This window comes from Roseomonas sp. GC11, assembly GCF_024437745.1.
Taxonomy (GTDB): domain Bacteria; phylum Pseudomonadota; class Alphaproteobacteria; order Acetobacterales; family Acetobacteraceae; genus Pseudoroseomonas.
The window spans coordinates 1-13518 of record NZ_JANFNY010000101.1 but is presented as its reverse complement, the minus strand read 5'-3'; the positions used below and the strand labels follow the sequence as shown (position 1 = coordinate 13518).

Below are 13518 nucleotides of genomic sequence, written 5' to 3'. Positions count from 1 at the left end.
CCACAGAGGTGGCCGCCGGGGCGGCCGTGGGGGCGGCCGGGGCCGGGGCAGCGGCGGGCGCCGCGGCAGGAGCGGCGGCGGCGGGCACGGCCTCGCCTTCCTCGACCAGGATGCCGATCGGGGTGTTGACCTTCACCCCCTCGCTCCCCTCGGCGATGAGGATCTTGCCGAGGATGCCCTCATCCACGGCCTCGAATTCCATCGTCGCCTTGTCGGTCTCGATCTCGGCGATGACGTCGCCGGCCTTGACCGCGTCCCCTTCCTTCTTCAGCCACCGCGCGAGGTTGCCCTCGGTCATGGTGGGCGAGAGGGCGGGCATCAGGATGTTGGTCGCCATGGTCCCGCGTCCTCTTACTTCTTGTAGGTGACGGTTTTGGCAGCCTCGACAATATGCTCGACGGTCGGCAGCGCGAGCTTCTCCAGATTGGCGGCGTAGGGCATCGGCACGTCGAGGCCCGCCACGCGCACCGGCGGCGCGTCCAGGTGGTCGAAGGCGTGCTCGATGACCTGCATCGCCACCTCGCCGCCGATGCCGGAGAAGGCCCAGCCTTCCTCGACGGTGACGAGGCGGTTGGTCTTCTTCACCGAGGCGACGATGGTGCCGATGTCGAGCGGGCGGATGGTGCGGAGGTTGATGACCTCGGCGCTGATGCCCTGCTCGGCCAGCTTCTCCGCCGCCTTCAGGGCGAAGCCCACCTCGATCGAGAAGGCGACGATGGTGACATCGGTGCCGGCGCGCTCGATCTTGGCCTTGCCGATCGGCAGGATGAAATCCTCATCCGTGGGGCATTCGAAGCTCTGCCCGTAGAGGATCTCGTGCTCGAGGAAGACGACCGGGTTGGGGTCGCGGATGGCGGCGCGCAGCAGGCCCTTGGCATCGGCCGCCGACCACGGCGCCACCACCTTCAGCCCCGGCACATGCGCGTACCAGGAGGCGTAGCACTGCGAGTGCTGGGCGGCGACGCGCGCGGCGGCGCCGTTCGGGCCCCGGAAGACGATCGGGCAACCCAGCTGGCCACCGGACATGTACAGCGTCTTGGCGGCGCTGTTCACGATCTGGTCGATCGCCTGCATGGAGAAGTTGAACGTCATGAACTCGACGATCGGCTTCAGCCCGGTGAAGGCCGCGCCCACCGCCATGCCGGCGAAGCCGTGCTCGGTGATCGGCATGTCGATCACGCGCTTCGGGCCGAACTCGTCGAGCAGGCCCTGGCTGATCTTGTAGGCGCCCTGATACTGGGCGACTTCCTCGCCGATCAGGAAGACCTTGCCATCGGCGCGCATCTCGGCGGCCATGGCATCGCGCAGCGCCTCGCGGACGGTGATGCTCTTGGTCGGGCCCCAGTCCTTCTCGGGCTCGCCGGCCTCGATCTTCGGCGCGGCCGGCGTGGCGGCGCCCACCGGCGCGGCCGGCGCGGGCGCCTCAGCCCTGGCCTCCGGCACGGCCGGGGGGGGGGGGGGGGCGGGGGGCCCCCCCCCCCCCCCGGCCGGGGCGAGCACGCCGCCACCCTCCTGGCAGGCCGCCAGGCAGCGCGCCTGCGCCACGCCCGCCTGCAGCGCGCAGGCTGCCTCGCAGCGCAGCCGGGCGGCCAGCCGCTGCTCCCCGGGGCTGTAGGGCACGGGCAGGAAGCACAGCGTCTCGCCACGCGGGCAGGGCAGGCGGCGCGCTTCCCCGCCGCCGGAGGGCAGGGCCAGGCGCCAATGTACCCCGCCCGCGCAGCGCAGGTCCCAGAAGGCATCGCCGCTGGCATCCTGGCCGGCGAAATAGGCCCCGGCCAACGCGCCGCAGGCGGCGCGCTCCGGCCCCAGCAGCGCCATCAGGGTCTCGCGCTGGGCCTGCACCGTCATCGCCACCAGCCGCTCCTGAGTCGGATGGGGGGCCGGGTGGGGTGGCGGCTGCCCGTCCAGGGCCTGCGCCGCGCCGGGCGCCGGCAGGGCCAGGATGATGGCCAGGGCCAGGGCCAGGGCCAGGGCCAGGGCCAGGGCCATGGTCAGGGCCGCAGGGCGCATCATGGCCGCACCCCGTGCCAGGCGCCGATCTCCTCCGACCAGCGGCGCAGCATGAACAGGCTCTGTTCCAGCAGCAGGGGCGGGGCGAAGGGGTGGCGGGCGATCAGTTCCTGGGTGCCCGGCCGCACCACCCGGCGCAGCTCCGCCTGCTGCCGGGGTGGTGCCTCGGCCAGGGTGATGCCCTGGCGCACCGGGCCGGGCCAGTACTGGCCATGGCCGAAGGCGCGGCTCTGGAAGCTGGCCTCCAGCAGGCTGGCCACGGCCGCGGCCATGATGTCCTGCCGCGCCGCCTGCAGGCCGCGCGGCATGCCGACGAACAGGCCGACCGGCACCCAGTGGAAATCCAGCAGGGAGCCAAGGCCGGTGCCGCGCGGCAGCAGCCCCGTGGCGCGCGCCATCACATCGCCCCCCAGCGTCGTCGCGGCGATATGGACGCCGCCTTCGGCCAGTTCCTGCATCGCCGCCTGTCCTGTGGTGGGGTAGTAGGCCACATGGCGGTCCAGCTCCGCCAGGAAGGCCCAGGTGGCAGGCCAGCCCTCGCGCGGGTCCAGCGGGTCGCGGTCGCGCAGGATCCAGGGCAGGCCGGCCACGAAGCAGCGCCCGGCCTCGCTGAGATCGGGCCGGGGGTAGAGGAAGCGGCGCGGATTCTGCCGCGCCCAGGCCAGCAATTCGGCCGGGGTGGCGGGCAGGCGCGGCACCTGCCCGGGCGCATAGGCCAGCAGCGGCCCGCCCGGCGAGGCCACCACGATCTGCGCCTGTTCGCGCACCACGCCGCGCAGCAGCCGGGCGAGCGGCGTCAGCAGCGCGTCCTGCGGCGGCAGGCGGTCGTGCAGCAGCGGCGCCAGGGGCTGCCACAGTCCGAGCTCCGCCCCGGCCACGGCGCCATCCAGCGTGGTCAGCACCGCGTCATAGGGCGGGTTGCCGGCCTCCACCCCCGCCCGCAGCGCGCCGAACAGCGCCTCCGCCTGATCGCGCGCCACGCTGACGCTGGCCACGAGGTCCGGCCGCGCGGCGGCGAAGCGCTGGAAAAGCAGGCCGCCCTGCACCGTCTCCGAGGTGTCGAGGAAGCGCAGCGTGATGGGGCCGGCGGCCGCCGTGCCGCCGGGCGGCTGGGAGGCTGTGCCGCCGGGCGGCGGGGAGGCCGTGGCGGCGCGCCGGGGCGCGAGGGCGGGGAGGGCGGCGGCCAGGAGGCGCCGGCGCGGCAGGCGGGATGCCATGCGCGCTCAGCGCCCCCCCGGCCCGCTGCCGCGGCGGCCCAGGGGATTTTCCGGCGGCGCCGCCGGCAGCGTTTCCGGCCCTTCCCGCCCGGCGGGGCCGCGGCCCAGGCGAAACAGGGCGCGCAGGCCCGTCACCAGCCGCGCGACCGGGGTCTGCCGCGGCGGGGCGGCGGGCAGGGCGGGGATCTCGGGCGGGGGCTCGGGTGGTTCCATCGCGGCGATCGCGCAGAGCAGGATCAGCGAGGCGCCATAGTAGTCCGGGGCCTCGGCGACACGGAAGCGGCGCGTGGGCGGGGCGGCCCCCGGCAGGCCGCGCGCCGCCAGCTGGGCCACCGCCTGCACCCCGGCATGGCCGGGATAGGGGCTGATGGTGTCCTGCGCCAGATCCGCCCAGGCGGGGGGGTGGACGGGGTGGCCCGGGTCCTGGAAGAAGCGGGCGGCCGCCAGCAGCGGCTCCTCCCGCAGCCCGGCCCAGCCGAGATGCAGCGGGATGCGCAGCGCATCCCAGGAAAAGCGCGGCGGCCAGCCGGGCGCCGGCAGGACCGTGCCGTCCTGGCGGATCTCGCACCAGTCCGGCGGCAGGTTCCAGCGGCCGAAGCGGCAGGCGCGCAGGATGTCTAGCCCGCCCGCCTCCAGCCCGGCCCAGGCGGCGTCCGGTACCAGCCGCGACAGGGCGCGGAGGGCGGCGAAGCTGAAATAGGAGGGGTTGGCCACGATGCGGTCCCCCTTGTGGAAGCCGCGCGCCCCCGGCAGCAGGATGCGGCGGCCGAGGAATTCGGTGGTGCAGTGCGCCAGCACCGCGCGGGCGATCTGGGCGGCCTCCTCCGCGTGGCGCGCCCCGCCCCAGCGCCGCGCGGCGCGCAGCAGCGCCCAGGCCATCACCAGGTCGCCATCCGTGGCATTGTTCGCATCCGGCACCGGCAGGGCGGAACGCGGCTCGTATTTCCAGGAGAACAGCCCGTCTCGCGGCCGTTGCAGCAGGCGCCGCGTCCAGTCCCAGATCAGTGCGAAGCTCTCCGGGTCGTCGAAATGCACGGCGAAGAGCAGGCCGTAGGACTGGCCCTCGCTGTGCGAGAGGCCGCCATGGCCGGTGTCGATGACGCGGCCATCCGGGGCGAGGTAGCGGCGCTTGAAGGCCGTCCATTGCTCCGGGCTGGCCGCCTCGCCCGCCATGCCGTCCCGCCCGCCGCTCCGTTCCGGCGCCGCCGGCCAGGGCCGGGAGGCGGGCGGGGGCGTGACGAGGTCGGCGGGCATGGGGCAGACGGGGCACGGGGTGGCGCGGCCCTCACGGCCGGGCCAGGCCCTGCTGGCGGAGTGTGACGAGCCAGCGGCGGCTCTCGGCCTCCAGGGTGGCGGCGAAGGCCTCCGGCGGCCCGGCCAGGAGGGTGAGGCCGAGCGGCGGCAGCAATTCGCGCGCCTCGGCGGAGAGCATGGCCTCCCGCGTGGCCTGGGCCAGCGCCTGCGTCAGCGCCTCCCCCAGGCCGCGCCGGGCGAAGAGGGCGAAATCGGTGGTGATGTGCAGGCCCGGCTGGTCCAGCAGCTCCGCCAGGGTGGGCACATCGGGCAGGTCCGGCACGCGCTCGGCGCTGGTGACGGCCAGGAGCTGCAGCGCGCCGCCGCGCAGCCGTGGCAGCGCGCTGCACAGGTTGAGGCAGGCGAAATCCGCCTGATCCTGTTCCAGCGCCTGGAGGGTGCTGGCGGTGCCCTCGGTCGGCACCACGCTCAGCTGCAGTTCCGCCGCATCGGCGAGGAGGAGGGCAGTGGGGTGTGGCGCCACCGGCGTGGCGTAGCGCAGCGCCCCCGGGGCGTGGCGGGCGGCGTGGATCAGGGCCTCCAGCGTGGTGAGGCCGGAGCCATCCAGCACGCAGATCGCCTGCGGGCTGCGCGCCAGCAGGCCGAGCGGGGCGAGGTTGCGCAGCAGCGGGACGGGGCAGGGGTGGAGATGCGCGGCGAAGGCATAGGCCGTGCTGGGGCTGAGCAGCAGGGCGGGCCCATCCGGCGCCCCAAGGCCGGCGGTGCAGGTGCCCGCCATGCCGCCGAGCCCTGGCTGGTTCTGCACGGTGACGCCGTGCCCGAGGAGGCGCCCCAGCTGGCGCGCCAGGAAGCGCCCCAGGAAGTGGGTGGAGCCGCCGGGCGCGGTGGGCACCAGCAGGGGCAGCGGGCCATCCGGCCAGGCGGGATCCTGCGGGGGAAGGGCCGCCGGAAGCGGGCCGGGCCAGGGTGGCGCCCGCCAGGGCCTTGCCGCGGGTGTGGCCCCCCGCGCGGGGCCGGCGCCTGCCGCCAGACCGGTGGCCATGCTGGCCAGCATGCCGAGCCCGAAGCTGCGCCTGGCCTGATGCATGGCCCCCTTTTCCTTCCCGGCGCCTGGATGGCGCGCCGCATGCACCTTTAGGAATAGGGGGGTAATCGACGGCCGATACCTCGCAAGACCGTTATTGCACGAGTTTGTTACGAATTTGATAGGAAATGGCGGCGCTCAGGCCAGGGTGCCAGCTTCCTCCTCCGGGAAGCGGGCGATCCAGTGCCGCGCGATGGCATCCCGCCGCGCGAACCACGCCCCGCCCTTCTGCCGCATGTGGCGCAGCACGCGCTCCAGCCCGGCGATGCGCCCCGCCCGGCCGATCATGCGCAGATGCAGCCCGACCGAGAGCATGCGCGGCACCTCCGCCCCCTCCTGCCACAGCGTGTCGAAGGCATCGATGACATACTCGGCAAAATGCCCGGCCGTGGCGAAGCGCTGGCTGCCCTGGTGGAAATGCATGTCGTTGGTGTCGAAGCTGTAGGGCAGCACGAGGTGCCGCCGCCCCTCCACCCGCGTGAAGAAGGGCAGATCGTCGCTGTAGGCGTCGCTGTCATAGAGGAAACCGCCATGCTCCAGCAGCAGCCGCCGCGTGTTGGCGGAAGGGGCGGAGCGCGTGTGCCAGCCCGCCGGCGCCGCGCCGCAGGCCGCGCGGATGGCCGCCACGGCGCGCGCGATGGCCTGGCGCTCCGCCGCCTCGGCCATGCCGGCATGGCGCTCCCAGCGCCAGCCATGGCAGGCCACCTCATGGCCGCGCGCCACGGCATCGCGCGCGATCCAGGGCGAGCGCGCGATGGCCCGGCCGCAGGCATTCAGCGTGGAGGGCGCGCCATAGGCATCCAGCAGCCGCATGATGCGGTGGTAGCCGACCCGCGTGCCATACTCGAAATGCGTGTCGCGGCAGGGGTCGGGGCCATCCCTCACCTCCTCCGTCACCTCATAGACGGCCTCGTTGCGCTCATCGCCGTCGATCACCGACAGCTCGGCCCCCTCCTCGACATTGACGACGAAGGAAACGGCCACGCGCGCCCCGCCCGGCCAGGCCGCATCCGGCGGATGCGCGCCATAGCCCAGGAAATCCCGTGTCTCCGCCAGCATTCTCACACTCCGGCCATGCGGCTCAGCCCCACCATCCGGTCGCCGATGAACAGCACCAGCAGCGTCAGCGCGATGATCAGCGTGGAGACCGCGGCGATCGTCGGGTCCGGCGATTCACCGAGATACTGCAACAGCTGGATCGGCAGGGTGCGGTGATAGACATCCGTCAGGAAGATCGAGATGGGGTAGTTGTCGAAAGACGCCAGGAAGCCGAACAGCCCCCCGGTGATGAAGGACGGCGCCAGCACCGGCACCATCACCCGCAGCACGGCGCGCGGATAGGACAGGCCCAGCGTGCGCGCCGCGTCGATCAGCGCGAAATCAAACAGCGCGAGCCCCGCCACCAGCGTGCGCATGACATAGGGCAGCACGATGATGACATGGGCGAGCAGCAGCGAGGGCAGCGCCTCGCGCAGGCCGAGCGCGCGGAAATATTGCAGCATGGCCAGCCCGATCACCAGCCCCGGCAGCATCAGCGGCGAGACCAGGAAGGTGGCGATGGCCTCCCGCCCCGGAAACTGCCCGCGCACCACGGCGATGGCGGCGAGCGTGCCCAGCACCAGCGACGCCGCCGTGGCGAAAGCCGCCACCTGCAGGCTGAGCAGCACCGCGGGCAGCAGGCCCTCCAGCCGCCCCACCCGCGCATACCAGCGCCAGGAGAGTTCCCCCTGGGGCAGCTGGAAAACCGGCGAGGGCGAGAGCGAGACGCCGACCGTGACCACCAGCGGCGCCAGCAGGAAGATGACGCTGGCCGCGAGCATGATCCAGGCCAGGGCAAGGCCCAGCAGGGGCAGCAGCGGGCGCCTCATGGCGTGGCCTCCCTCATGGCGTTGCCCCCCCTCATGGCGTGGCCCTGGCGCGGCGCGCCAGCCACGCGCTGCCCACCACCACCGCCAGCGAGAGCGCCAGCAGCACGACCCCGGCCACCGAGCCGCGCTGCGGATCCTGCAGATACAGGAACGCCGTGGCGATGGTGGTGGAGAGCGTCTGGTAGCGGTCGCCCATCAGCAGGTTGGGGATGACATAGGCGGCGATGGACAGGGAGAAGACCAGCGTGACCCCCGCCACCACGCCGGGCAGGGTGAGCGGCAGCGTGACGCGGACGAAATTGTGCCAGGGCCCGCCGCCCAGCGTCGTGGCCGCATCGCCCAGGCGCGGGTCGATCTGCCGCACCACGGTGAAGATGGGCAGGATCATGAAGGGCAGGAAGATGTTGGTGATGCCGATCAGCAGCCCCGCCTCGGTGAAGAGCAGCCGCAGCGGCGCATCGGTGAGGCCGCTTGCCATCAGCAGGCGGTTGACCACGCCATTGCCGCGCAGCAGCACCGTCCAGCCGAAAGCCTTGACGATGACGCTGAGCGAGAGCGGCAGCAGCAGCGCGGCGATGAGCAGGGACTGCACGGCGCCGCGCGTGCGCGCCAGGGCGAAGGCCGCCGGATAGCCCAGCGCCAGGCAGATCAGCGTCGTCCAGAAGGCCAGCGCCAGGGTGCGCCCGATCACCTGCCAGGAATAGGCGGCGCCGAGGAAGCGGGCATAGCCGCGCAGCGTCCACCCACCATCGCCGTGCAGGCTGACGGCGAGCAGCAGCAGCAGCGGCAGGGCGAAGAGCAGCGCCGCCACGGCGCAGGCCGGCAAGGCCAGCCAGCCAATGCCGGGGGACGGCAGGCGCGCCGCGCCACGCATCACGCCACCTCCGGCACGGGATAGACCAGCGTATCGCTGACGCGCCAGCGGATGGGCAGGGCATCGCCGGAAATCTCCGTCTCCGGCGGCACTTCGACGAGGGCGCGGTCCCCTGCGGGCAGCCGGCCATGCAGCAGCCGCCGGCTGCCGAGGAAGGTTTGCGCCTGCAGCGGCAGGGTGATGCCGGTCCACGCCGCGTCGCTGGCCGGGCCGGGCGCGATGCGCTCCGGCCGCACCGCCGCCAGCACGCGCGCGCCGCGCGCGAAGTGCCCCACCGCCCGCACCGGGCCGGCCGCCGTGTGCAGCGTCAGGAAACCCTCCGCCGCCTCCACCACCACGCCATGCAGCAGTGTCGATTGCCCGACGAAATCGAGCACGAAAGGCGTCGCCGGGCGGCTGTAGATATCCTCCGGCGTCGCGAGCTGCTCGATGCGCCCGGCATTCATCACCGCGATGCGGTCGGAGAGGGCCAGCGCCTCCTCCTGGTCATGCGTGACGAAAATCGCCGTCATGCCAAGCTGGCGCAGCAGGGCGCGCAACTCCACCTGCATCGTCTCGCGCAGCTTGCGGTCCAGCGCGGAAAGCGGCTCGTCCAGCAGGATGAGCGCGGGGTTGACCGCCAGCGCCCGCGCCATCGCCACGCGCTGCTGCTGCCCGCCGGAAAGCTGGGTGATGGCGCGCCCGGCGAGCGGGGCCAGGCGCACCATCTCCAGCAATTCGCTGACGCGTGCCTCGATCTGCGCGCGTGCCACGCCACGCGCCCTCAGCCCGAAGCCGACATTGCCGGCCACCGTCAGATGCGGGAACAGCGCGTAGTTCTGGAACACCACCCCGACATTGCGGCGATGCGCGGGCAGGCGGCCGAGATCCTGCCCGGCCAGCGTCACCCGCCCCGCATCCGGTGCCAGCAGCCCGGCCAGGATGCGCAGCAGCGTCGTCTTGCCACAGCCGGAAGGGCCGAGCAGGGACAGGAATTCCCCCTGCCCGACCGAAAGCGACAGATCGTCCAGCACTGTGCTCTGCCGGAAACGCTTGCTGACGCCACGGATGTCGAGATGCGCGCCCATGACGCTCAACCCATCAACTGGTTCCAGCGTTGGATCCAGGCCTCGCGGTTCCTGTTCACATGCGCCCAGTCCGGCGCGAATGGCGTGCCGGCGGGGCGGGTGAAGCCATCCGGCAGGCTGGTTTCCGTGTTCGTCGGCAGGATAAAGGATTTCTCGGCGAGGATGCGCTGGATGGTGCTGCCCAGGAAGGCATCGATGAAGGCATCCGCCATCGCCTCGTTCGGCGCGCCCTTCACCTTGCAGATGCCGGAAGGCATGGCGAAAATGCCCTCCTTCGGCGCGGCGAGGCCGACCGGCGCGCCGCCCGCGGCCCGGATCAGCGTGTAGCTGGAGAATTGCCCGGCCATCAGCGCGGCTTCGCCGGATTCCAGCAGATTCTCGGCCTGCGGCTGGTTGGTGTAGACCGTCAGCACATTCGGCTTCAGCGTCGCCAGCTTGCGGAAGGCCGCATCGACCTCATACTGCGCCTCGGCGAAGGGCTTGCCCGTCTCCAGATGCGCGGCGACGATCAGCGTCCACAGCCCTTCCGTGTTTTGCAGGGATGGCAGGATGACGCGGCCCTTCTGCCCCGCCGCCCAGAGCGCCTGGTAGCTGTCCACGCCCTTCGGCAGCAGCTCCTTGTTGTAGGCGATGCCGGCCCAGGGCGTCTGGTAGTTCACCCAGGCGCCCTCGAAATGCACGGCATCCGGCCGGATCTTCGCGAGATTCGGCGTGGCGCCGGTGGTGAGCGGCGCGAGCAGGCCCTCGTCCCGCGCGATCTGCATGATGGGGTCGTCCATCAGCACCACCGACATGCGCGGGCTGGCGCGGTCCGCGCGCAGCTTCTCCAGATTCACGAGCGAGCGCGTGCCGTCGAAGATGATCCGCATACCGGTCTGCTTCTCGATGACCGGGAAGACGAATTCCTTCATGTAGCCGGCCATGCCGGCGGCGCCCCCGACGACGAGGTCTCGCGGGGTACCCTGCGCGCGCAGCAGGGCGGGGAAACCTGCCAGGGCCGTGCCGGCGGCTGTGGCGCCGAGCAGGCTGCGGCGTGAGAGGGCATGGGCCATGCGAGCCTCCATCCGGGGAAACACCGGGATGCCAGCAATCGCCATGCCAGGGGGAAGGCTGCGGGAACAGCGCGGCGTCACGCACCGTCAGTGCGGAATCTGCACACAAAAACGGCGCGTTTCTGCAACGGGCGCTGAAAAATCCAGCATAGAAAAGGAAATCTTATTGAGATCATCGCGGATTCCTGATGCGATGTCCAGACATCATTTTCATTGTGGGAGGCCGCCCTGCAGGACCGCCTGGCCTGGATCACCGCCTATGAGCGCAGCCGCGATGCCGGGGCCGTCTGCCGCCATTACGGCATCACCCGCGCCACCCTGCGCAAATGGTGGCGGCGCTATGAGGCCGAAGGCATGGCCGGCCTCGCCGAACGCTCCCGCGCCCCGGTCACTTCCCCCAATCGCAAGGCTTTCCCGGCGCAGGTGCAGGCCGTCCTGGCCCTGCGCGCCGAAGGGCTCGGCGGCACCGCCATCCGCGCCCGTCTGCTGCGGGAGCAGGGCGTGGATCTTTCCATCCCGACCATCCGCCGTATTCTCGCCCGCGCGGGGGAAGCGCCCGCGCCCGCCATCACCGCCGCGCCGGAAAAGCCCAGCCTGCTCGACAGCCCGCCTGAAGGACTTTCGGCCCAGCTTCTGGAGGCGATCACGCGCGGGCAGCTGCGCCCGGGCGAGAAACTCGCGGAGGAAGCCCTGGCCCGCCGCCTCGGCGCCGGCCGCACGCGCGTGCGCGAGGCTCTGCGCAATCTCGCCTTCCTCGGCCTTGTCCGCATCGAACGCAACCGCGGCGCCTTTGTGGCCATGCCCTCCGGCGAGGAAATCGCCCAGGCTTATGAGGCGCGCCGCGTGGTCGAGTGCGGCATCGTCGCCGGGTTGCCTGCGCTGACCCCGGCGCAGATCGCCACGCTGCGCCAGCATGTGAAGATCCAGGCGGCCGCCGAAGCCGCGGGGCAGCGCCTGCGGCTGGTGCGGCTGCTCACCGAGTTTCATCTGGTTCTCGCTGGGATGGGGGCGAACGCTTATCTGCGTGGCTTCCTGCAAAAGCTTGTCGCCACGACATCCCACGCCGTTCTGCTGTATGACCATGCGCCACGACCCTGCTGCGCCGTTCGCGAGCATGGCGACATCGTCGAGCATCTCGCGCGGGGCGAAACAGATCAGGCCGTCGCGCTGATGACGCGGCACCTCGGCGCCAATCAGTCGCGCGTCGATCATGGGGGAGGGTAGCAGAAAGGTTCTTTTTGGGAAAAAGAACCAAAAACCTTTTTTCAGTGGGCGTCCCGCCAGGGCAGGCGGGACGCCGACGGTCAGCCGAGCGTGGTCAGGTCCTGGAACCAGTGCTGCGCCTGGGTGTAGTGGGAGACCTTGCCCGTCATCGCGTGCGGATTGGTGTCGTGCACGACGAAGACGAGCAGCGCCTCATCCACCACGCGCTCATGCACCCGCGCCATCAGGCGGTCCTGCTCGGCTGTGTCGAAGCTGTTGACCGCCTGCTCGATCAGGCGGTCCGTCTCCTCGTCGCGATAGTGGCTCCAGTTCACGCCGGTCGGCGCGATCTGCTGCGAGTGGAAGAAGCGGATCAGCGCATAGAGCGGATCGGAGGTGACATAGGCGACATTGTTGGCGGTGACGCCATTCTGCTTCGCCAGATCGCCCGCCGCGCCCTGGCGCCAGCAGGTGTAGAGCACTTCCAGTTCCACCGGCACCAGTTCGACCTCGATGCCGATTTCGCGCAGCGCCTGCTGGCAATACTCGTTGATCGGCATGGACAGCATCTGGCCCGAGCCGCCCGTGGCCACCAGGAACTTGGTGCGCACCGGGTTGCGCGGGCCGAAGCCGGCCTCCTGCACCAGCCTGCGCGCCGCCGCCGGGTCATACCCCACCTTGAAGCCGGGCTTGCCGAACCAGGGCGAGGAAGGATCCACCACACCCACCGCCGGCTTGGCCAGCCCGTTCATCAGCGCCACCACCTCCTCGCGGTTGATGGCGAGGTTGGCCGCCTTGCGCAGCCGCAGGTCGCGCCACGGCGAACCCTCCAGCAGCGAGAGATGGTAGTTCCAGACATGCGGCGTCACATTCTCGACGATGCGCGCACCGCTGGCGCGCAGCTGCGGCACCATGTCGGGCGCCGGCGTCTCGATCATGTCCACCTGGCCGCTGATCAGGGCGTTGGTGCGCGTCACCGCCTCCGGCGCGCAGACCAGGATGATGCGTTCAGCCTTGGCACGGCGGGCGGGGTTCCAGTAGCTCTCGTTGCGCACCAGCTCCGCGCTGCTGCGCGGCACCAGCCGGGCGAGGCGGAAAGGCCCGGTGCCGGACGGCTCGAAGGCGAATTTCTCCCAGCTCCGCCCGAGTTTCTCATACTGCGCGGGGGAGGAGATGAGGAACCACAGCATCTGGTAGGGGAAGAGGCTGTCCACCGCCTTGGTCGTCACCTCGACCGTGTGGCCATCCAGCTTGCGCCAGGCGGCCACCGAGGGCAGGCGCGGGCGCACCTGCGCCGCCTGCCGGTTGTCGAAATGCGGCGCCTGCGGGTTCAGCACCTTCTCGAAATTCCAGATGACGGCATCGGCATCGAAGGCGCTGCCATCATGGAAAGTGACGCCCTCGCGCAGCCTGAAGACCCAGCGGCGGCGGTCGGCCGGGTCGGTTTCCCAGGAGGTGGCGAGGCCCGGCACCAGCTTGCCCGGCCGCTCCGCCACATCCATCTCCCACGCCACCAGCGGGTCATACAGCGTGTAGCCGGTGAACTGGTAGGCGCCGGCGCCACGGTCGGGCTGGCCCGTGGTCTGAGGGATATCGGCCATCGAGATGCCGTAGCGCAGCGTGCCGCCCCGCGCCTGCGCCAGGGCCGCGGAAGGTGCTCCGGCGAAGGGCAGGCCGAACAATCCAGTGGCGCCCAGCGCCATCAGGTCACGGCGGGAGAAGGTCATGGTCACGCTCCTCGTCTTGCTTGGCGCAGGCGTCAAGCAAGATGCGGGCCGTGATGGAGAGTTATGGAACCGGTTTCAGGAAGAATCTTCTTTTTCTGAAGAAAAAGAAGCAAAAAGACTTTCTTTCAGTTTGGCGGGGGGGGGGGGGGGGGGGGGGGGGGG

General features: G+C 71.4%; 12 protein-coding genes. 1 reads left to right on the top strand and 11 read right to left on the bottom strand.

Annotated features, from left to right (window positions below):
• From NON00_RS21750 to NON00_RS21705, 10 genes are all read right to left on the bottom strand, one after another.
• Positions 1-337: biotin/lipoyl-containing protein (locus NON00_RS21750; protein ID WP_256024852.1), on the bottom strand; the 337-nt coding region annotated here is incomplete at its 3' end.
• 14 nt (positions 338-351) lie between these two features.
• The gene (locus NON00_RS21745) at positions 352-2013 is read right to left on the bottom strand and encodes a pyruvate dehydrogenase complex E1 component subunit beta (RefSeq protein WP_256024851.1); all 1662 of its coding nucleotides are present in this window, start codon (positions 2011-2013) and stop codon (positions 352-354) included.
• Positions 2010-3227: an extracellular solute-binding protein gene (locus tag NON00_RS21740; protein ID WP_256024850.1), complete on the bottom strand. Its 1218-nt coding sequence runs from the start codon at positions 3225-3227 to the stop codon at positions 2010-2012. The genes NON00_RS21745 and NON00_RS21740 overlap by 4 nt, the downstream gene beginning before the upstream one ends.
• Before the next feature lie 6 nt (positions 3228-3233).
• The gene (locus NON00_RS21735) at positions 3234-4481 is read right to left on the bottom strand and encodes a glycosyl hydrolase family 8 (protein ID WP_256024849.1); all 1248 of its coding nucleotides are present in this window, start codon (positions 4479-4481) and stop codon (positions 3234-3236) included.
• Positions 4482-4512: 31 nt separating this feature from the next.
• Positions 4513-5568, bottom strand: a complete 1056-nt coding sequence (locus tag NON00_RS21730; protein WP_256024848.1) for a tripartite tricarboxylate transporter substrate binding protein — start codon at positions 5566-5568, stop codon at positions 4513-4515.
• Between the two features lie 135 nt (positions 5569-5703).
• On the bottom strand, positions 5704-6624 hold the full coding sequence (locus tag NON00_RS21725) for a polysaccharide deacetylase family protein (protein ID WP_256024846.1): 921 nt from the start codon (positions 6622-6624) through the stop codon (positions 5704-5706).
• Between the two features lie 2 nt (positions 6625-6626).
• Positions 6627-7433, bottom strand: a complete 807-nt coding sequence (locus NON00_RS21720) for an ABC transporter permease (RefSeq protein ID WP_256024845.1) — start codon at positions 7431-7433, stop codon at positions 6627-6629.
• Positions 7434-7464: 31 nt separating this feature from the next.
• On the bottom strand, positions 7465-8307 hold the full coding sequence (locus tag NON00_RS21715) for an ABC transporter permease (protein ID WP_256024844.1): 843 nt from the start codon (positions 8305-8307) through the stop codon (positions 7465-7467).
• Positions 8307-9374: an ABC transporter ATP-binding protein gene (locus tag NON00_RS21710; protein ID WP_256024853.1), complete on the bottom strand. Its 1068-nt coding sequence runs from the start codon at positions 9372-9374 to the stop codon at positions 8307-8309. The genes NON00_RS21715 and NON00_RS21710 overlap by 1 nt, the downstream gene beginning before the upstream one ends.
• Positions 9375-9379: 5 nt before the next feature.
• Complete coding sequence (locus NON00_RS21705; protein WP_256024843.1) at positions 9380-10426, bottom strand: extracellular solute-binding protein; 1047 nt, start codon at positions 10424-10426, stop codon at positions 9380-9382.
• A 213-nt stretch (positions 10427-10639) separates the two neighbouring features.
• Between NON00_RS21705 and NON00_RS21700 the strand changes: the two genes are divergently transcribed.
• Positions 10640-11650 (top strand): FCD domain-containing protein, encoded by a 1011-nt coding sequence (locus NON00_RS21700; RefSeq protein ID WP_256024842.1) that lies wholly within the window; start codon positions 10640-10642, stop codon positions 11648-11650.
• 80 nt (positions 11651-11730) lie between these two features.
• Here NON00_RS21700 and NON00_RS21695 read toward each other — a convergent pair whose 3' ends face one another.
• On the bottom strand, positions 11731-13356 hold the full coding sequence (locus NON00_RS21695) for an ABC transporter substrate-binding protein (protein WP_256024841.1): 1626 nt from the start codon (positions 13354-13356) through the stop codon (positions 11731-11733).
• Positions 13357-13518 lie beyond the last annotated feature (162 nt).

Bases quoted from the DNA above. Each gene is read 5' to 3' on its own strand.
- NON00_RS21745 (WP_256024851.1), bottom strand. From the start codon at position 2,013: ATGATGCGCCCTGCGGCCCTGACCATGGCCCTGGCCCTGGCCCTGGCC.
- NON00_RS21740 (WP_256024850.1), bottom strand. From the start codon at position 3,227: ATGGCATCCCGCCTGCCGCGCCGGCGCCTCCTGGCCGCCGCCCTCCCC.
- NON00_RS21735 (WP_256024849.1), bottom strand. From the start codon at position 4,481: ATGCCCGCCGACCTCGTCACGCCCCCGCCCGCCTCCCGGCCCTGGCCG.
- NON00_RS21730 (WP_256024848.1), bottom strand. From the start codon at position 5,568: ATGCATCAGGCCAGGCGCAGCTTCGGGCTCGGCATGCTGGCCAGCATG.
- NON00_RS21725 (WP_256024846.1), bottom strand. From the start codon at position 6,624: ATGCTGGCGGAGACACGGGATTTCCTGGGCTATGGCGCGCATCCGCCG.
- NON00_RS21720 (WP_256024845.1), bottom strand. From the start codon at position 7,433: ATGAGGCGCCCGCTGCTGCCCCTGCTGGGCCTTGCCCTGGCCTGGATC.
- NON00_RS21715 (WP_256024844.1), bottom strand. From the start codon at position 8,307: ATGCGTGGCGCGGCGCGCCTGCCGTCCCCCGGCATTGGCTGGCTGGCC.
- NON00_RS21710 (WP_256024853.1), bottom strand. From the start codon at position 9,374: ATGGGCGCGCATCTCGACATCCGTGGCGTCAGCAAGCGTTTCCGGCAG.
- NON00_RS21705 (WP_256024843.1), bottom strand. From the start codon at position 10,426: ATGGCCCATGCCCTCTCACGCCGCAGCCTGCTCGGCGCCACAGCCGCC.
- NON00_RS21695 (WP_256024841.1), bottom strand. From the start codon at position 13,356: ATGACCTTCTCCCGCCGTGACCTGATGGCGCTGGGCGCCACTGGATTG.